The organism is [Clostridium] ultunense DSM 10521, from assembly GCF_000511955.1.
Lineage (GTDB): Bacteria > Bacillota > Clostridia > Tissierellales > Tepidimicrobiaceae > Schnuerera > Schnuerera ultunensis.
This window is the reverse complement of record NZ_AZSU01000002.1, coordinates 117027-134952: the sequence shown is the minus strand read 5'-3', so window position 1 is coordinate 134952 and position 17926 is coordinate 117027. Positions and strand designations below refer to the sequence as shown.

Annotated in this window: 19 protein-coding genes; 3 read left to right on the top strand and 16 right to left on the bottom strand. The window is 31.9% G+C overall.

Annotated elements, in window-relative coordinates; genetic code table 11:
- Window positions 1-55: 55 nt before the first annotated feature.
- The 11 genes from CUL_RS0103495 to CUL_RS0103440 form a co-directional block, all read right to left on the bottom strand.
- Entirely contained in the window at window positions 56-409 is a 354-nt protein-coding gene (locus CUL_RS0103495) for a NifB/NifX family molybdenum-iron cluster-binding protein (RefSeq protein ID WP_025640506.1), read from the bottom strand.
- A gap of 11 nt (window positions 410-420) precedes the next feature.
- The gene (locus CUL_RS0103490; RefSeq protein WP_025640505.1) at window positions 421-1275 is read right to left on the bottom strand and encodes an ATP-binding protein; all 855 of its coding nucleotides are present in this window, start codon (window positions 1273-1275) and stop codon (window positions 421-423) included.
- Complete coding sequence (locus CUL_RS0103485; RefSeq protein ID WP_025640504.1) at window positions 1272-2099, bottom strand: nucleotide-binding protein; 828 nt, start codon at window positions 2097-2099, stop codon at window positions 1272-1274. The genes CUL_RS0103490 and CUL_RS0103485 overlap by 4 nt, the downstream gene beginning before the upstream one ends.
- Window positions 2100-2462, bottom strand: coding sequence for a NifB/NifX family molybdenum-iron cluster-binding protein (locus CUL_RS0103480; RefSeq protein ID WP_005587827.1), 363 nt, complete (start codon window positions 2460-2462; stop codon window positions 2100-2102).
- 194 nt (window positions 2463-2656) lie between these two features.
- On the bottom strand, window positions 2657-3370 hold the full coding sequence (gene prxU / locus CUL_RS0103475) for a thioredoxin-dependent peroxiredoxin (protein WP_269077314.1): 714 nt from the start codon (window positions 3368-3370) through the stop codon (window positions 2657-2659).
- A gap of 377 nt (window positions 3371-3747) precedes the next feature.
- The gene (locus CUL_RS0103465; protein WP_025640501.1) at window positions 3748-4479 is read right to left on the bottom strand and encodes an N-acetylmuramoyl-L-alanine amidase family protein; all 732 of its coding nucleotides are present in this window, start codon (window positions 4477-4479) and stop codon (window positions 3748-3750) included.
- A gap of 104 nt (window positions 4480-4583) precedes the next feature.
- The gene (treR, locus tag CUL_RS0103460) at window positions 4584-5294 is read right to left on the bottom strand and encodes a trehalose operon repressor (RefSeq protein WP_025640500.1); all 711 of its coding nucleotides are present in this window, start codon (window positions 5292-5294) and stop codon (window positions 4584-4586) included.
- A 36-nt stretch (window positions 5295-5330) separates the two neighbouring features.
- Window positions 5331-6995 carry an alpha,alpha-phosphotrehalase gene (gene treC / locus CUL_RS0103455; RefSeq protein ID WP_025640499.1) on the bottom strand — a complete coding sequence of 555 codons (1665 nt, stop codon included), beginning with the start codon at window positions 6993-6995 and terminating at the stop codon, window positions 5331-5333.
- Between the two features lie 66 nt (window positions 6996-7061).
- The gene (gene treP / locus CUL_RS0103450) at window positions 7062-8498 is read right to left on the bottom strand and encodes a PTS system trehalose-specific EIIBC component (RefSeq protein WP_025640498.1); all 1437 of its coding nucleotides are present in this window, start codon (window positions 8496-8498) and stop codon (window positions 7062-7064) included.
- Window positions 8499-8626: 128 nt separating this feature from the next.
- The gene (locus CUL_RS0103445; protein ID WP_005587822.1) at window positions 8627-8902 is read right to left on the bottom strand and encodes a substrate-binding domain-containing protein; all 276 of its coding nucleotides are present in this window, start codon (window positions 8900-8902) and stop codon (window positions 8627-8629) included.
- A gap of 37 nt (window positions 8903-8939) precedes the next feature.
- Complete coding sequence (locus CUL_RS0103440; protein ID WP_025640497.1) at window positions 8940-9230, bottom strand: ATP-binding cassette domain-containing protein; 291 nt, start codon at window positions 9228-9230, stop codon at window positions 8940-8942.
- On the opposite strand from CUL_RS0103440, the gene CUL_RS18285 reads away from it, so the two are divergent.
- The 3 genes from CUL_RS18285 (at window position 9222) to CUL_RS0103430 (ending at window position 10841) form a co-directional block, all read left to right on the top strand.
- The gene (locus CUL_RS18285) at window positions 9222-9356 is read left to right on the top strand and encodes a helix-turn-helix domain-containing protein (RefSeq protein WP_005587821.1); all 135 of its coding nucleotides are present in this window, start codon (window positions 9222-9224) and stop codon (window positions 9354-9356) included. The genes CUL_RS0103440 and CUL_RS18285 overlap by 9 nt on opposite strands.
- Before the next feature lie 133 nt (window positions 9357-9489).
- The gene (locus tag CUL_RS0103435; protein WP_025640496.1) at window positions 9490-9939 is read left to right on the top strand and encodes a hypothetical protein; all 450 of its coding nucleotides are present in this window, start codon (window positions 9490-9492) and stop codon (window positions 9937-9939) included.
- 119 nt (window positions 9940-10058) lie between these two features.
- Complete coding sequence (locus CUL_RS0103430) at window positions 10059-10841, top strand: HTH domain-containing protein (protein WP_025640495.1); 783 nt, start codon at window positions 10059-10061, stop codon at window positions 10839-10841.
- A 75-nt stretch (window positions 10842-10916) separates the two neighbouring features.
- Here CUL_RS0103430 and CUL_RS0103425 read toward each other — a convergent pair whose 3' ends face one another.
- From CUL_RS0103425 to CUL_RS0103405, 5 genes are all read right to left on the bottom strand, one after another.
- Window positions 10917-12212 carry a M24 family metallopeptidase gene (locus CUL_RS0103425; protein ID WP_025640494.1) on the bottom strand — a complete coding sequence of 432 codons (1296 nt, stop codon included), beginning with the start codon at window positions 12210-12212 and terminating at the stop codon, window positions 10917-10919.
- A gap of 32 nt (window positions 12213-12244) precedes the next feature.
- Entirely contained in the window at window positions 12245-13468 is a 1224-nt protein-coding gene (locus CUL_RS0103420) for a pyridoxal phosphate-dependent aminotransferase (protein WP_005587817.1), read from the bottom strand.
- Window positions 13469-13845: 377 nt separating this feature from the next.
- Window positions 13846-14259, bottom strand: coding sequence for an FMN-binding protein (locus CUL_RS0103415; protein ID WP_005587816.1), 414 nt, complete (start codon window positions 14257-14259; stop codon window positions 13846-13848).
- Window positions 14260-14372: 113 nt separating this feature from the next.
- The gene (gene wrbA, locus CUL_RS0103410; protein WP_005587815.1) at window positions 14373-14984 is read right to left on the bottom strand and encodes an NAD(P)H:quinone oxidoreductase; all 612 of its coding nucleotides are present in this window, start codon (window positions 14982-14984) and stop codon (window positions 14373-14375) included.
- Window positions 14985-15192: 208 nt separating this feature from the next.
- A complete protein-coding gene (locus tag CUL_RS0103405; RefSeq protein ID WP_025640492.1) occupies window positions 15193-17280 on the bottom strand; it encodes a bifunctional diguanylate cyclase/phosphodiesterase in 2088 nt (695 codons plus the stop codon).
- Window positions 17281-17926: the final 646 nt, after the last annotated feature.

Sequence of the window (17926 nt, the reverse complement as noted above, 5' to 3'; positions counted from 1 at the left end):
TTTTTGGGCATATGTCAATAACTTTTTTTAAAAAAAAGCCAATTTAAATTGGCTTTTAATTACAATGGCCTTCATGGCTATGTTCTTCGCAAACTGAACCAGTAGATTTTAATTCTCCATTTATATAGGCTTTTATTACATCATCACAAGAGCCTTTTGCTCCTACTACTATATCTATTCCGTTATCTATAAATAATTGTTGAGCTGAACCTCCCATGCCACCAGAAATTATTAAATCAATTCCTTGTTCTTTTAAAAATATGGGTAGAAACCCTGGTCTATGGCCTGGATTTGGAACAAATTCACTATTTAAAACCTTATTCTCTTCTATTTCATACATGGTAAATCCTTCACAATGTCCAAAATGTCCACTTACATTTTTTCCTTCTGATGCAATTGCTATTTTCATCATAATACCTCCTAAAAATTAATATATTTTTCTTTTATAGTCTTCCACATCTCTCTAATAGCCAAATTAGCTTTACTATCTTCATAATATATTATGGGTTTTAAACTATTAATGGATTCTACGATCTCTTCATCAAAGGGAATTTTACCCACTACAGGAATTTCCTCTTCTTTACAGTAGTTCTCTATTTCTAAGGACATATCTTCATTAATATCGTATTTATTGATACACACTATAGAATCTATGCCAAAATGCTCAGTTAATTGATGGACCCTAATGAAATCTTCCTTTCCAGATTTAGTAGGTTCCGTCACAATAAGTACCAAATCATTGTTGGTAATAGAAGCTATTACTGCACACCCAATACCAGGAGAACCATCTAATATAGTTATTCCCGATTTAGATTCATGTTTTTCTGCCTTTTTCCTAAGACGGGATACGAGTAAGCCTGAACCGTCTCCCCCTATTTCCATATCTGCTCTAAATATTTTACCTGTAGGGGTTTGAGTCTCATAAATATCTGCAGTTTTTTGTTCTACTAAATTAATGGCATCTACTGGACATATTATTTGGCAAGCTCCACAACCTTCACATTTTAAAGGATTTACCTTTCCCATATCAATGGCATCGAATTTACATACTTGATTACATTGACCGCATTGGGTACAAATATTTGAATCTACTTGAGCTATCTCATTTCCAGAAAAGTATTCCTTATCTATATCTTCACCATCATAGTATAAAAACATATTGGAGGCATCTACATCGGCATCTATACTAATAGAGCCTTTTTCTAATTCTGCTATGGATATGGCTATGGTGGTTTTACCTGTTCCTCCTTTTCCACTGATAATGCCTAGTTTCATAATAGTTCCTCCTCTATTTTTTCTTTAATATAAAGGAAAGTTGTTTTGTATTCCTCATGATCCAATAAAGTTTCTCCCTTTGAGTAACTTTCTGCTATTTCTCTTTTATATGGTATATGCCCCAGTAGGTTAATATTTTCTTCATCAATATATTTATTCAAATATTGATTTTTTTCATCATATTTATTTATGATCAAACCAAAAGGGATATGAAGGGTTTTGACTAATTCTACTGCCATCTTCAAATCATGTAATCCAAAAGCCGTTGGCTCTGTAACTAAAATAGCCCTATCAGCATAATGTAGGGTATTCACTACATTACAGGAAGTTCCTGGTGGACTATCCAATATATTTATCCCATTTTGTGGTATATCTGATAATAGTTCTTTTAAAATAGGAACAGCTATAGGTTCCCCTATATTTAATATCCCTCTTTTAAGAACCATATTACCTTTTATTCCTTCTTCTATTATGCCAGTAATCCTTTTTCTGTATGCAACAGCTCCTGTAGGACATGCTAATCCACAAGCCCCACAGCTATGACATAGTTTGTCGAATAATATAATTTTATCTTTTCCTCTGGCTAATGCATTAAATTTACAAGCCTTTACACAATCTCCACAAAGGGTACATTTACCCTTGTCTATATCTGGTACTTCTACTTGGACATCTTTAACCTGGGTTTTTTCTGGTTTTAAAAATATGAATCCATTAGGTTCTTCTACATCACAATCTATATAATTTGCCTTCATCAATAGGGCTAAATTAGTGGAGATTGTGGTCTTTCCCGTTCCTCCTTTCCCGCTTAAAATTACAATATTCATTTAAAAACCACCCTTTCGAGAAGGTCCAGATTCTTTAATCTCTTGAAGTTTCCCTTCCTTGTACATTTCAACCAGTAATTTACATGGAATGCTATTTCCTTTATACATTTTTATATCGGAGCTTTGTAAAAGATTAAAAGCATTAGGTCCTATATTGCTGCTGATAACTGCTTCTACAGATTCATCTATCAATTGTTGTGCAGCTGCAATTCCAGCCCCGCCTCCAGAGCTTTCTCCCCTGTTTTCCATAATATTAAATTGATCTGTATCTAGATCGTAAATAATAAAATAGGGGCTTCTTCCAAACCTTAAATCTAAATTATTGTCTAAATCCTTACCACTTGCAGACAATGCTATTTTCATTTCATCTCCTCCACACTATAGTTATTGGCATATGCCAATTAAATTGTATTACTATATTTAATTTTTGTCAATATAGGAAAAGCTTTTCTTGAAACTCATAACGGAAAGTTCTTTTTAATTAATATTTTATAAGGGAGAAACTTCCTATTCGTTAAAAAAATGAGTCAAGATTAATCTTGACTCATTTTTATCGATTATTTATCTACTTCATCTACAGTCCACTCTTCCCATACCTTTCCAACTAGTCCTGGACGTGGCTTTAATGTTTTCTTGCCTGGTTTCCATCCAGCTGGAGTAACTTCAGTTCCCTCGGATTCCCTTACTAATTGGAATGCTTTAATTTGTCTTATAGTTTCACTTATATTCCTTCCTACCGGAGGAGTAAGTACTTCAAAACCTTGAACTATTCCATCTGGATCGATTATAAATCTACCTCTTGTTTCTACTCCACTGTCTTCGTCATAGATACCATATTTTTTCCCTACTGATCCATCTTGGTCGGAACCCATTGGGAATGGAATATCTCCATCTATCATCTTGGATAATTCATGTTCGTTCCACATTTTATGAACAAATACGCTATCTACACTAATGGATATAACTTCTACTCCTAATTCTTGTAATTCCTTATATTTGTCAGCAACTGCTGACACTTCAGTAGCTCAGACAAAGGTGAAATCTCCTGGATAGAAACATAGCAATACCCATTTTCCTTTAAATTCAGAAAGGCTTAAATCAACAAAATTTCCATTATGATATGCTGGGATAGTAAAATCTGGTGCTGGTTTTCCAACCTTAATCATATAATCTTCCTCCTTAATAATTGATTTTTCTTCAGTCTTTTCCTCTTCAATAATATCTTTTTTTATTGCTGGTCTTTGACATCCTGCTTTAAATTCTTCAGGCACAAAAACACCTCCTACATTAATAAATTCTATCAAGTCTATGTGATTGATAAGAATTATCTATAATACCTTTACCCTCTAATTATGGGCATAAACCATTTTTAGTTAAATTTTTGTCGATAAATATGGATTGGGTATTATTTAATCGGTATTTACATTACGCTATACCAGTTATATCAGTTGATAGGAAGGTGATACTATTATCTTTTTCATAGTAGCTAAGGATAATTTGGGCCTTAATTATAAATTTACCGTTGAAGGTTAGGGAATTAGTAATGATGGGCAAATAGAATATTTACCTTTGGACATAAGGTATGGAGAAACAGAGGTGTTCTAGATAAATTATGAGTCAGATGATAGTTTAACTGCTATCACCTGACTCATTTTAAATACTCAAGTATTCCTTTTTTTATAGCAAAAGCTAATTTCTCCTTATATTTGTCATCTTTTAGTAACCTATTATCTTCTACATTAGTTATAAATCCTGCTTCTACCAATACTCCTGTATATTTGGTTTCCCTTAGTATGTAGAAATTCTCCGATAATACTTCAGATATTAAATTATCATCTTTTAAAAATTTTTCATATAGGTATATATCTACTGAACTGGATATTGCTTCTGCTAAATTTTTGCCTTCTTCAGAACCTGGGAAATGGTATACTTTCACACCTCTAGCCGAAGGACTTTTACTGGAGTTTACATGTATGCTTACATAGACTAAAGGTTTGCTGCTATTGATAATAGATTGCCTTGCGTTTAAATCCCGTCTATATCTGGATGAATTGATATTGCTTAAATCTTCTAGGGATTCATCTTTTTCCCTTGTCATAACTACATTGAATCCCTCAACTAATAATTCTTTTTTTAGCTTTAATCCAATATCAAGGTTAATATCCTTTTCTAGAATATCCTTTGGATTACCAGTACCTCCATCTATACCTCCATGACCTGGATCGATTACAATGGTTTGTTTAGATCTATAGCTAAATATTTTTAAAACTTTAGAGTTTTTAAAAATTATTATCCCTATAATTAAAAATAATAGCAAGGCCATTAAAATCAAAATTTTCCTATTCAATTTGATTACATAAATTCTCGATTTTCTATTCATTTTCCCACCCTATAGAAGAATTGTATCATGCTTATTTATATAATTATTTTATATTTAAATATTATAGAACAAAAAAAGGAAAAAAAGAGATTATTCTTCTAATCTCATTTTCTCCTTGCAAAATCAACAAACCTGAATTTGTCCGGTCTATGTCTAGATTCGGTATATTGGAATAAATTCATATCGTCTAAATAGGTATAAGATTTAACCACTACTACCATATTATAGCCTTCTAAATCTAAGTATTCCTTATCTTCATTGGATACCTGTTGTACGGTTATCTCCTTTTTAGCGAATCCAATGGTTAACCTTAGATCCTTTTCTAAATATTCATAGATTGAACTTTTACATACTTCCTTGGTCAAATTAGGCACATATCGGTTATTGAAATAATCCTTGTCCAAAATTATCTTTTTATTATCGATTTCTCTAGCTCTTATAACTCGCCAGATTAAATCCTCTTTAGATAGTTCTAACTTTTTCACTAAAAATTTATCTGGTTCGATAAGGTCTAATTCATGAACTATAGTTTTAGAGCTTACACCCATTTTTTCAGATAATTCCTTAAAGGTTATTATTCCCGTTATAGGAAAATCTAATTTGTCTATATCCAGTACAAAAGAACCTTTCCCTTTTATTTTATGAATATATCCATTTCCCTCTAATAGATCTAAGGCTTTTCTTACTGTATCCCTAGATACATCATATTTTTGCATTAACTCATTTTCAGAGGGAAGTTTTTCTCCAGGTTTTATTATTTTATTCTCTATTGAATCCATTATATCGTTATAAATACTTAAATATTTGACTTCCATTCTATATCACCTTAATTAATAGTACCATTACCAAAATTATTTTTCAATATAATATACTATGGATTCATAGGGTCTTAATTTTAGGTTTTCAATATCCTTACTAGAATCTTTATAGTTGGAAATCAATATCTTTATTTTCAGCCCGTCTAAGTCCATATCCTCTGGTAGTTTAAATAGGGTTTCCCCTTTATAGAAATTGTTAATGACTAGGAGCTTTTCCTCCCCATAGTTCCTCATATATGCAAATATTTGATTATGGTCCTCATAAAGAGGTCTGAAACTACCGTGAGAAATTATATTGTACTCCTTCCTTAATCTTATTAATTCTTTATAATGATAAAAAATGGAATCCTTGTCCTTTAACGCTTTCTCTACATTTATATCTTTATAATTAGGATTTACGGAAATCCAAGGCTTGGCTGTAGTAAATCCTCCGTTATCCTCATGGTTCCATTGCATAGGAGTTCTAGCATTGTCTCTGGATTTAGACTGTAAAATGGCCATTATCTTATCATGACTTATGCCTTTATCTTTCAATATATGATAGTATTGTATGGATTCCACATCCCTATAGTCTTCGATTTTATCAAAATAGGAATTGGTCATACCTATTTCCTCTCCTTGATATATATAGGGTGTTCCTCTCAACATATGGAGAGCAGTGGCTAGCATTTTAGCCGATTCCTCTAGGTATTTTCCATCGTCACCAAATCGGGATATAGCTCTAGGTTGATCGTGATTACACCAAAATAGAGCATTCCATCCATTGCCTCTTTCCATACCTAATTGCCAATCTATTAATATTCGTTTTAATTCTATAAAATCAAAGTCCATTAAAGACCATTTATCTCCATCTTTATAATCCACCTTAAGATGGTGGAAATTGAATACCATGGATAATTCTTTTTCCTTAGGGTTTGAATACCTGATACAGTTTTCAATATCCGTGGAAGACATCTCCCCTACAGTAATTATATCTTTCCGTGGACCAAAGGTATTTCTATTTAATTCCTTTATATATTCATGGACTCTAGGGCCATCGGTATAGAATCTTCTGCCATCTCCTTCTAAATCGTCTTCGAATTCATATGGTTTAGATATTAGATTTATAACATCTAGTCTAAAACCTTTAACTCCTTTATCTATCCAAAAGTTAACTATATCATATACTTCTTTTCTTACCTTTGAATTATCCCAATTAAGGTCTGCTTGGGTTTTGTGGAATAAATGAAGGTAATATTCATCAAATTCTTCTACATATTGCCATGCAGAACCGCCAAATTTAGATAACCAATTGGTAGGCTCTTTTCCATCTTTAGGCTCTCTAAATATATAATAATTTTTATATTCTTCATCTCCGGCCAAAGCCTTTTTAAACCATTTATGTTCAGTAGATGTATGGTTAAAAACCAAATCTAACATTATACCTATTCTATTTTTTTCGGCTACCTTTACCATTTCTTCAAAATCTTCCATGGTTCCAAATTGAGGATCTATATTTCTATAATCTGCTACATCGTAGCCATTGTCCTTTTGAGGAGATAGATAGAAGGGTGTAAGCCAGATATAGTCTACTCCTAACTCCTTTAGGTAGCCAATTTTCTCTGTTACTCCTTTTAAATCTCCAATTCCATCTCCATTGGAATCCTTAAAGGATTTTGGATATATTTGATATATTACAGATTTTTTGAAATCTTTCATAGTAAGTTCTCTCCTTCGTATATTATATCTAAAAAAGAAGGAGGTTTTAGCTCCTTCTTTTAGTTTTTATCCTTTATGCTTGGCTAGTTCCTTATTTGCCCATTTTTTATTCTTGGATAATACCATAGTCAATCCAAAGGGTACTATTATGGCTATTAGCATGGCGATGGCAAACTTACCCATATGTTGAGGTTGAATGGAAAGTATTCCTGGTAATCCTCCAACACCTATGGAATTGGCCATAACTCCCGTTCCTACAGAGAAGATGGCTGCCAATGCTGAACCTATCATAGCCCCTAAAAATGGATAGCTATATTTTAGATTTATTCCAAACATGGCTGGCTCTGTTACCCCTAAATATGCGGATATTGTAGCTGGTATAGAGACTTGCTTTTCTTCTTCATTCTTCTTATTTAGGAATATAATAGCTAAAACTGCAGAACCTTGGGCTATGTTGGATAGAGCTATCATAGGCCATAGGTTAGTACCGCCAAATTCACTCATCAATTGTAAATCTATTGCATTGGTCATATGGTGGAGTCCTGTAATAACTAAAGGAGCATATAGGAATCCAAATAAAGCTGCAAATAACCATTTAACTGTTGAGGTTAATCCACCATAAACTCCATTGGATATAACTGTACCTATTTTCCAACCAACTGGTCCTAATATTATATGAGCTACTAATACAGTAGGTACCAAGGATAGAAATGGTACTACTATCATTGAAATATATTCTGGAACTACTTTACGCAGTTTCTTCTCTAGGAATACTAGTAAATATCCTGCTAACATAGCTGGAATAACTTGAGCTTGGTATCCTATCATTTGTACTTGAGCAAAGCCAAAATTCCAGACTGGTATTTCTGCTCCACCTGCTACACCATAAGCATTTAATAGCTGGGGAGATACTAAAGTAATTCCTAATACTATTCCTAAAATTTGTGTGGTACCAGATTTTCTAGCTATAGACCAAGTAATGCCTACAGGTAGGAAATGGAATATGGCTTCCCCTATTAACCATAGGAAATGATGGGTACCTGCCCAAAACTGGGAAACCTCTGTTAAAGTTTTGGTTCCACCTTCTAGCATCTTTATATCTCCAATTATATTTCTAAAACCAAGTATAAGTCCTCCAACTACAATAGCGGGAATAATTGGAGCAAATATTTCTGCTAAATGGGATACCAACCTTTGTAGAGGATTTAAGTTTTGTCTACCTGCAACTTTGGTGTCTTCCTTTGTAGCTTCTTCTATATCTGCTATTTGGATTAATTCATTATAAAATGTAGATACTTCATTTCCGATTATTACTTGAAATTGACCTGCTTGTGTGAAGGAACCTTTGACAGATTTTATATCTTCAATTTTGTCTATATCTGCCTTCTTAGGGTCTTTCAATACAAAGCGTAATCGTGTAGCACAATGGGACACGTTTACAATGTTTTCTTTACCACCGATATATTTTATCAGTTGATGAATATCATTGGTAAACTTAGACATATTATTACCCCCTCAAATTTTTAAACCAATATTGGGAAAACCTTTTACTCCTGTACGTACAAGTGCTGTTATTTATAGTATAACCTGTACGTACAAGTTTGTCAAGAAGATAAATATTAATTCTATACTTACCTATCCATTATAAAAAAATACCCTTTTATTTCAACTCCCATTTTATCTAAAGTATCCAATGTAGCGTAATCGAATACTATTATATTCTTTGGGTTTTTCTTTACCATTGTTTCTCCTAGACTATGTTCAATGGTTATTGTTTCGTTTTCCAATTTAGCTTGGGACTCTGAAGTTTCTGTATTTACTTCTTGGTTTTTTGAACTACATCCACTAATTATTAATACAAGTATTGTAAATATGGTTAATAAAATTGTTGTTTTTCCTCTCTTCATCTTTTTACCTCTTTTCTTTAATATTTTGAAATAGAAATTAATAATAAACGCAAATTCTGTTATTCTTTATATCTTGAATATTAAATTCTATTTTATAAATATCTTCTAAAATTTCCTTGTTTATTATTTCATCAACCCCTCCTTCCTTTGCAATCCTTCCGTTGTTTAAGATTACAACATAATCGGAGTAACAGGATGCAAAATTAATATCATGGACAACTAGGCCCACTGTTTTTCCTAGTTCATCAACTAACCGCCTTAAGGTTTTCATTATCTCTACCGAATGTTTCATATCTAAATTGTTAAGGGGTTCATCTAAATGGTTCATACAAACTTATCCCTTCTAGAAATAGCACTTTCCGTAGGCTATAATAATCAAAACTATTATAATATTGCATTTAAAAGGATTACTGGAGTTACTCCTTTAAAGTATAGGAATCAGTTGGCACCATAAATAATAAAACTGGGTTTTATCCCAGTTCATTCTTTTTGTTTAAATAATCTTTAATTGCATTCTTCTTCTATAATATTTTTTAATTAAATACAAATAATAATTATATATCAAATTATTGGACTGGAGGAATTATATGAAGATTAGAGGTTTTTTTGGAGATTTGAAAACTGCTAATGAAACTGTGAATAAGCTTAAAGATTCTGGCTTTGAAAATGTTTATGTAGATGCTAATGACCATTATATAGGAAATAGAGATGTAAAGACGGATTTGCCTGGAACTGCTGGCGGAGAAAGTCTAGCTGATCTGGTTTTAAATTCTGGAGCTGATAATGTGGATAAGGGAAATTCTCCGTTGGCTGCAGCTAGCCCTATGGTCAGTGGTATGGCAGGTTTTGAGGAAATTACAGATTTTAATTATTGCGTATTTGTTGAAGTTGAGGGCAGTGATTCAAACAAGGCAGAAGATATAATTAAAGATATGGGTGGAACTTTGGAAGATCCAAATGTTAGTAGAAATAAGGCTATATCAGGAGCAGATATTATTATAGAAAAAGCTATAGATCAGATTGATAATAGGGATTGAGAAAGCGGTAGAATATTCTACCGCCCCATAATATCCGCCTTCGTTGACAAAAAAATATGCTAATAGTATAATTAACTATGTATCAAACAAGAACAGTTGAATAAAATTGAGGTGCTAAAATGTACCAAGAATTGCTAGAAAAACTCAAATCATTAAATAGCGTTTTAAAAGAATCTCGTTTAAATGATGATTTTTTAAAAGTTATTTGTGTCCAATTGAGCGATATTTTAACATCTAATGTTTACTTATTTAATGATAAGGGTACTATTGTCTCTTATTCTACTAATAAAAAATATTATTGTAAATTTAATGATAATGCATTAAAGGCATATTCAATACCTGAAAGTTATCTTAATTTAGCAAAAAAGACAAAGAATCCTATAATAAATATTTATACTGAAAATCCATTATGTACATGTCCGGGAGTCGAAAAATGCATCTATAAAAATAGATATACATCTATAATTCCCATCTATTATAATTATAAAAAAATAGCTGCTATACTTTTGATAAAATACGATAGCTCCTTTAGTCAAGAGGATCAAATTATTTGTGAACATGCTTTTGCTATTATATCCTTAGAGATGATAAAAAATGAAATTATTGAAATTAAAAAAGATGCTTTAAATATGGCTTCTGCACAAATAGCAGCCAATACCTTATCTTACACGGAAGCCAAAGTTGCTAAAGAGATCTTTAATAAAATTGAAAATAACGAAGCTATAATAAATGCTAATGAAATTTCAAATGAATTATTTGTTACCAGGTCTATAATCAGCAATGCTTTAAACAAAATGGAAAGCGCTGGAGTAATTATAACTAAATCCCTTGGAGTTAAAGGGACATATATAAAAATATTAAATCCCCATATTTCGGAAGAACTTGATAAAATTAATAATTAACATTAACAATATTAGCTCGTTACAAAAATATGTAACGAGCATAATTATTATATTTTTATCTATTTCAACCGTCCTTTATATTAATAGTATTTCTTCCTGTCTATTGCTTAAAAAAAACACCTTATCTTTATAACAGATGTCTTCTTCTAGGAATATATAGACCCTTTGATTATCCCACTCCTTAATTTCATCGCTTACATTTAATTCAAGGGCATAACAAGTATTGTTTTCAATAGTTCTTTCTCCAGTTCCTTCCACAAATACTTGGTTATTGAAAAGCCCAATATTTGGTCCTACCCCATGCCCAAAAGTTCCAATTGGATGGGTATAGAGCATAGGCTTTACTGACAATGTACTTGCATTAGATAAAGACTTACTTAAAACTTCATTTCCAGTGATTCCCGAATTAATATTTTTTATTACTATATCTTGAAAATCATTACATTTTTCCATAAGCTTTTTTAAATAATGGGGCACTTGTTTTTCATTTTCTTTCCTTATATATCCTAACCATTGGATATCAGTATTAAGATTTAAATATTTGCAATTCAAACCAATATCACAATGTAGCAAATCCCCTTCTTGTATTACTGTATTGAAAATTCTTGGATTATCTACACCCTTTCTCTGCAAATCCACATCGGGTCCAAACCAATAATCACAATTCAATTTTGCAATTATTTCTCTCATTTCCCATTCAATTTCTGTGGTAGTCGTTTCACCTATCTTAATAAATTCTTTATTAAATACAGTTCTTATAATATCGTGAGTTACTTCTACTAAAGTTTTCATGATATCAATCTCAATGGGAGTCATCTGTGCTAACCATTTTACCGCTAATTCATTAGCGCTAGTTACCTTTTTTACAAAGTTTTCATCAACAGAAGCGGCGAATTTTTCATAAATTGAGTAGGATATTCCATCACATTGTCCAAATTGGTCGCTAAAATTTAATCCAATTACATTAGGGTTTAGTTCATTCAGTAATCTATTTAAGGTTATCCACTCTTTTTCTTCTTTCAATTTATAATCCTGATATATCTTATTCATTTCTGGAGATGTAATACCAATAGAATAGCTTTGTATTCTGTTGGTCTCTTTATCATATTTAAATATTAGAAAGTTTAGCCTTCTAGCTCTAGGCATATCCCAAGTTGTAAATGTGTTAAATATTGGGTCTTCTCCATATTCTTTGCTAATTATAATCCATGTATCTATATTAGTGCTTTTCATGGCTGAAGGAAGGATTTTATCAAGCCTTTCTTTAAGTATCTCAGTAGATAATTGGCTTTGCTTAGAAAGGGGCAGTATGCCCTTATGGATTAGCTTAGATTTAATCTTATTTATTTTATCAGTTGATACATTAGTCATTTTAATAATCATCCCTTTCCCTGTGTTCAGGACTAAAAATTGGTTATCCCTTTGTTATCAGCTAATTCTATTAAAGCATTTCCTATTCTCCTTAAGGCATTTTCTAATCTTTCTTCATCTGCTAAAGCTCCTTGTACAATCCTTATATATCCTTTGCCCTGTTCTCCATAGTGTCCTCCTGAATTAACAATCACTTTTGCATTTCTTTTCAGATAGTCAGTAATGAATTCTCCACTACCCAATTTAGAAATATTAACCCAGGATAAAAATCCAGATTCAGGCTTTTCTACATGTACACCTGGAATGCCTCCAAGGATCTTGCAAACCATATCTCTTCTTCTAAGGAAACTGGCTTCCATTTCTTTAGTATACTCATCATTATCAAATGCAGCTATTGCACCAATTTGTGAAAAAGTATTTGTTGCTCCTACAACTGAAACAGCTGAACCGTAATAGGTATCCATTATGTGATCCTCTGCTACTATATATGCAACCCTAAATCCACTCAATCCCATTCCCTTTGATGTAGAAAAAACCGTTACTGTTCTCTCCCACATCCCCTCTAAAGAAGCCAAAGTAACCATTTCCCTCCCATCAAAAACAGGGAATTCAAATGCTTGATCAACGATCACAATCAAATCATTTTCTATAGCGAATTGTGCTAATGCTTCTAATGACCTTCTTGTAAATACTGTAGTTGTAGGATTGTTTGGGTTAGTCAATACTATCATTTTTGTTCTAGAAGTTAATCTATCTTCAAAATCATTTATGTTTATTTGATAATGATATTCTTCTTTTAATGGTACAGGAACAACTTTCCCACCCATTATCTCTACATTCTGAAAATTATTTGGATAACTAGGGTCTGGTATCATTACTTCATCTCCAGAAGATATAAATGGTAACATGGCAAAATATAAACCCGAGTCGGAACCAGGAGTTATCATGATATTTCTATGAGGATTTGCATCTATATTGTTGTACTCCTTTAACTTTTTACTAATCCTAATTCGTAGTTCTTCATTTCCGATTGGATGGGTATAATGATTTGCTCCTCCCTCTTTTATTGCTTTTACCATTGCTTCTATTACATGAGGGGGAGTTGATGGATCTGGGTAAAAGGGGTCTGCCCAAGCAAGTAAATCAATCCCTTCCTTTTCAAGGGATGATATGGAAACACTAACGTCTGCCTTTGTTACTTCGCTAAATAATCCCCCCTCATATTTTCTAAATGCTTCAGTCATTTTAGTCTTCATCTTATCTATACCTCCTCTATGAATTAAGTTAACTCTTAAAACATTTAACTATTTCAAAATTTAATTAGTATAAAAAATGCAACCCTCTGTAAGTTGCCAATTTTGATAAAATAATTACAATCTATACAAGCCAATACAAGTATGACATAGTCTCTATCTTAATGGATTTTATTCATTCTATCATATGAATGCTTTTGCCACAATGGATTGGAAAGAATATAATGTTTTCTGAATTGTTAAGCAATAATTATAACTACCTGTTTTACTGGTGATTATAATTGCTGTTTTACAGTTCACTAGAAGTACAATGTATAGATAAGATAAAGGATATGGATTAAAGAAGCAGTAGAACGTTCTACTGCTTCTTACATTAGTGATTATTTAGCTTGTTCTAATGAATTTTTAACTGCTTCTTTCCAGCCTTCAGAAGTTTCTGTGGCTGTGGCTATGGCATCTACCTCATAGCTCTGCTTTTCTATCATTTCTTCTGCCAAATCTACCCTAAATTGTTTTAAATTTGGCCTGTCACCTTCGCCAGTCCATTCATCATAGTCAACTTCTTCCCCATCTGGTGTCATTCTTTTAAGTACTATATTGGTTATTTTACCGCCTTCTATAGTAACTTCGGCTTCCTCGTATCCAAATTCTCGCTTTTCACTTTCTCCAATATAGGTTCCATCTTTATAGGTCACTTCCTCATTAGAATTATCGGAAGAACCACAACCAGTTAATGTTACTGTCAATGAGGCAATTACTAAAACAGCCAAAAGTACCTTTGTAACTCGTTTCACCAAATTCCCCCCTTCCTTTACACATACCTTATTAAATTAAATACCCTGACTAAATATTTAGCTTAACTTTTTAGCCTAAGGTACAATTGCCTACCCCTTTTGTCTGGCCTTTTTTATTTGCTTCCTTTTTTAATCCATTGAGCAACCATTACTGTTCGTCTTGCTTGATGTTTTACTGCTTCCTTTACATCTTCTATCATCTTTCCATCCTGATCTATGGTTACACTAGTTCCATAGGGATTTCCTCCTGCTACATATATGGATTTATCAGTATAACCGGGAGTAACAATTATAGCTCCCCAATGCATCATAGTTGTGTAGAGATTTTTAATTGTGGCCTCTTGCCCTCCATGGGCATTGCCAGCTGAAGCCATAGCAGATACAACTTTGTTCGTTAGTTTTCCTTGTGCCCATACTCCCCCCGTAGTATCTATAAACTGTTTCATTTGGGATGCAACGTTTCCATAACGGGTTGGCGTACTAAATATATAAGCATCAGCCCATTCTAAGTCATTTGCTGTAGCAACTGGTATATCTTTTGTTGCTTCAACATGGGCTTTCCATGCTGGATTAGAATCTATGGCTGCTTGTGGAGCTAGTTCCTGAACCTTTAATACCCTTACTTCAGCGCCAGCTTCCTTTGCCCCCTCTTCTGCCCATTCTGCTAACTGATAATTAGTTCCTGTTGAACTATAGTATATAATCGCTAATTTTACTCTATCCATTAAACAATTCTCCTTTCCAAAAACCCTTATATTAATCTATCATTTTGTCTTTTTTAAAGTTCATTAACATATTACCCTTTCTTTTATCTATTATTCATTCTTTTATTTTATTCCTAAATTGATATAAAAAAAGATGATCCCAAACAAATTTGAAATCATCTTTTCCTTGTCTATTTTATTTAACAAATTAGCAAAATATAGTATTAATTTAATCTTTATACTTTTTATATAAATTTCTAATTGTCTTTTGAAATGATTTTTCTATTTTCTCAGCCCTTACTGGTTTGCTAAATAAGAATCCTTGAGCTACTGTACATCTATTTTCCTTTAAAAACCTTAATTCTTCCTGAGTTTCAACTCCCTCGGCAATTAGATCTATGTTTAAACTTTTAGCTAATGATATCACCGCCTTTACTACTTTGTTTTTATTGGATTTTTTATGTACATCAGAGATAAGACTCCGGTCTATCTTTATACTGTTAATGCTAAACTGACATAACTGGCCTAATGAAGAATAGCCGGTGCCAAAATCATCTATTGCTAATTTAACTCCTAATTCATTGAGCTCTCCTATTGTATCTTCCACATATTCATATTTATGAGCAAAAAAAGTTTCAGTAATCTCCAATTGCAGATATTTTGGTTCTAATTGGGATTCCTCTAATGTTCTTTCGATAACTTTTATAAAACCGGGTTTTTCCAATTGTAAAGCAGAGATATTTACTGATATATATATGGGCTCATATCCTAAATCCTGCCATTTTTTATTTTGTTTACAGGCGTTTAATAATACCCAATCTCCAATTGGATGGATTAAACCGGTCCTTTCTGCTATAGGAATAAATTTAGCGGGTGGGATTATGCCCATCTCCTTATGTTCCCATCTAATTAACGCTTCAACTCCTACCAGTCGGTTTACACTTGTATCATAAATAGGCTGGTAATTTAAAAACAATTCTTTGTTTGGAAGGGCTCTTGTTAAACTATTTTTTATCCAAAAATATTCTTGTACCTCTTTATCTAATGAGTTTTGAAATTTGATAGGCATATTGCTATTGAGTTCTTTCGATTTATTCATAGCAATTTCCGCTTTTCTTACCAATGCAATGGTTTCTATACTATTATCCGGGTATATTGATATTCCTCCACTAGTTGTAATTTTAATTTCGTTAGCATCTATGTAAAAAGGCATGTTTAAACATTCAATAATTTTCCCGGTTAAACCATTTAACTTATCCATATCTTTAATCTTAGGAATCAATATTGCAAATTCATCTTCACCAAATCTAGCAACTATATCTTCTGGTCCTACACCTTCCTTTAGTCTCAATGCAAATTCTTTCAAAATATTGTCGGCAGCCAAAGGACCTAGGGCCTCCATTATTTCCTTAAATTCATTTATGCATAATATAATTACAACAATCTTTTCATCTAACCTGTTCTCCCTTTTGTTTTTTAATATTTCATAGTCTAGATTAGACAAAAAGAAATCCCTATTAAATAGCCCAGTTAAAACATCACATTTAGTCAACAGTTCTATCTTTTTTTCCCTTTCTTTAGCTTCTCTTATATCTGAATAGATACAATAAGCACCAATAGTTTCTCCCTCTATAACAAGAGGAAATCCCAATAACAGTACATCTAATAATTTTCCATCTTTTCTCCTTCTTTTTACCTCTTCTTTTATGAATTTTCCTCTCCTTATGGATTCTCTGAAGTTATGGGAAGCCTCATATAATGTTTCATCGCATAATAGCTCCGTAAGATCCTTTTCCCTTATGTCCTTAAGGTTATATTGAAAAACATCCTCAAATCTATTATTAATTTCTAGCACCCTATAATCCCTATCAACTATAGCTATGGCTTCAGGGGAATTATGAAATAGATTATCAAAATAAGCCTTATTCTTTTTATATTTACTTTCTAGCTCTACTCTTTCTTGGGAATCATGAATAATCGAAAATAACAATTCTTTATTGCCTAGTTTAATTGGTCCAGTATAGACTTCAACATTTCTTATTTCACCGTTGGAAAGTTTATGTTTAAACTGAAAGAACTTTCTTTCCTCTTTTTTTGCTTTCTCTATTTCCTCTTCTACTTCCTCTTCTTTTAACACATTTATATCTGCAATATTCATTTTAAGTAATTTATCCCTAATATAGCCATAATAAGAACAGGCTGCTAAATTAGCATCATCAATATTTCCTGTTTTAGCATCTATGATCAACATAGGAGTATGGTTGTTATTAAACATTTCTTTATATTTACAGTTATGTTTATTAAACAGATCCTTCATGGCTTTAATACCCCTTTCCTTTTCTTGATAAATGCGTATCTTGAATAAAATAATTAAAATAACAAAATTTACCTAATTTTTAATGTAACAGTTTGCTTATTTTGTTACATGTAAATTTAATATATAACGTGGTATTACTAGTATTTAATTAAGATTATGTTTTAAATTCATCGCATTTATTGTGTAATATAATGTAACGTTATACCCCCTTATGATTATATTTATTACTTTGGAAAGGAGCTAAATTTTAAGGTTCCGAAATCTTTTGAATTAAAAGCTTTGAAATAATAGTTCCTAATCTTATATATTAGTATACTATAAGATAATTAAGGACTAAAATGGTTAATTATATCCATTGATTTTATAGATTATAAAAAACTTATGGAATGTTTTTGAAATATTCCATAAGTTTTTTTATTTTTTTGAAGGATTAAGGAGACTTATGTCGAATAATATCTAATATATGGAAGAATGTATTATGAACTTGTTCATTTCATAACATGTAACAAAATAAGCATATTGTTACATGTTTATAAATCTTTAATACGTCTGTCAATAGATGTTAACAAAAAATACGGCCTGAAAATTCATTTTCAGACCGCATTTTATTAAATTAATTCTTATTTACATATTTCTTTATACAATC

Coding starts and splice junctions, on each gene's coding strand:
- CUL_RS0103495 (WP_025640506.1), bottom strand. CDS start 409: ATGAAAATAGCAATTGCATCAGAAGGAAAAAATGTAAGTGGACATTTT.
- CUL_RS0103490 (WP_025640505.1), bottom strand. CDS start 1,275: ATGAAACTAGGCATTATCAGTGGAAAAGGAGGAACAGGTAAAACCACC.
- CUL_RS0103485 (WP_025640504.1), bottom strand. CDS start 2,099: ATGAATATTGTAATTTTAAGCGGGAAAGGAGGAACGGGAAAGACCACA.
- CUL_RS0103480 (WP_005587827.1), bottom strand. CDS start 2,462: ATGAAAATAGCATTGTCTGCAAGTGGTAAGGATTTAGACAATAATTTA.
- CUL_RS0103465 (WP_025640501.1), bottom strand. CDS start 4,479: ATGAATAGAAAATCGAGAATTTATGTAATCAAATTGAATAGGAAAATT.
- treR (WP_025640500.1), bottom strand. CDS start 5,294: ATGGAAGTCAAATATTTAAGTATTTATAACGATATAATGGATTCAATA.
- treC (WP_025640499.1), bottom strand. CDS start 6,995: ATGAAAGATTTCAAAAAATCTGTAATATATCAAATATATCCAAAATCC.
- treP (WP_025640498.1), bottom strand. CDS start 8,498: ATGTCTAAGTTTACCAATGATATTCATCAACTGATAAAATATATCGGT.
- CUL_RS0103445 (WP_005587822.1), bottom strand. CDS start 8,902: ATGAAGAGAGGAAAAACAACAATTTTATTAACCATATTTACAATACTT.
- CUL_RS18285 (WP_005587821.1), top strand. CDS start 9,222: ATGGTTCATACAAACTTATCCCTTCTAGAAATAGCACTTTCCGTAGGC.
- CUL_RS0103440 (WP_025640497.1), bottom strand. CDS start 9,230: ATGAACCATTTAGATGAACCCCTTAACAATTTAGATATGAAACATTCG.
- CUL_RS0103435 (WP_025640496.1), top strand. CDS start 9,490: ATGAAGATTAGAGGTTTTTTTGGAGATTTGAAAACTGCTAATGAAACT.
- CUL_RS0103430 (WP_025640495.1), top strand. CDS start 10,059: ATGTACCAAGAATTGCTAGAAAAACTCAAATCATTAAATAGCGTTTTA.
- CUL_RS0103425 (WP_025640494.1), bottom strand. CDS start 12,212: ATGACTAATGTATCAACTGATAAAATAAATAAGATTAAATCTAAGCTA.
- CUL_RS0103420 (WP_005587817.1), bottom strand. CDS start 13,468: ATGAAGACTAAAATGACTGAAGCATTTAGAAAATATGAGGGGGGATTA.
- wrbA (WP_005587815.1), bottom strand. CDS start 14,984: ATGGATAGAGTAAAATTAGCGATTATATACTATAGTTCAACAGGAACT.
- CUL_RS0103405 (WP_025640492.1), bottom strand. CDS start 17,280: ATGAAGGATCTGTTTAATAAACATAACTGTAAATATAAAGAAATGTTT.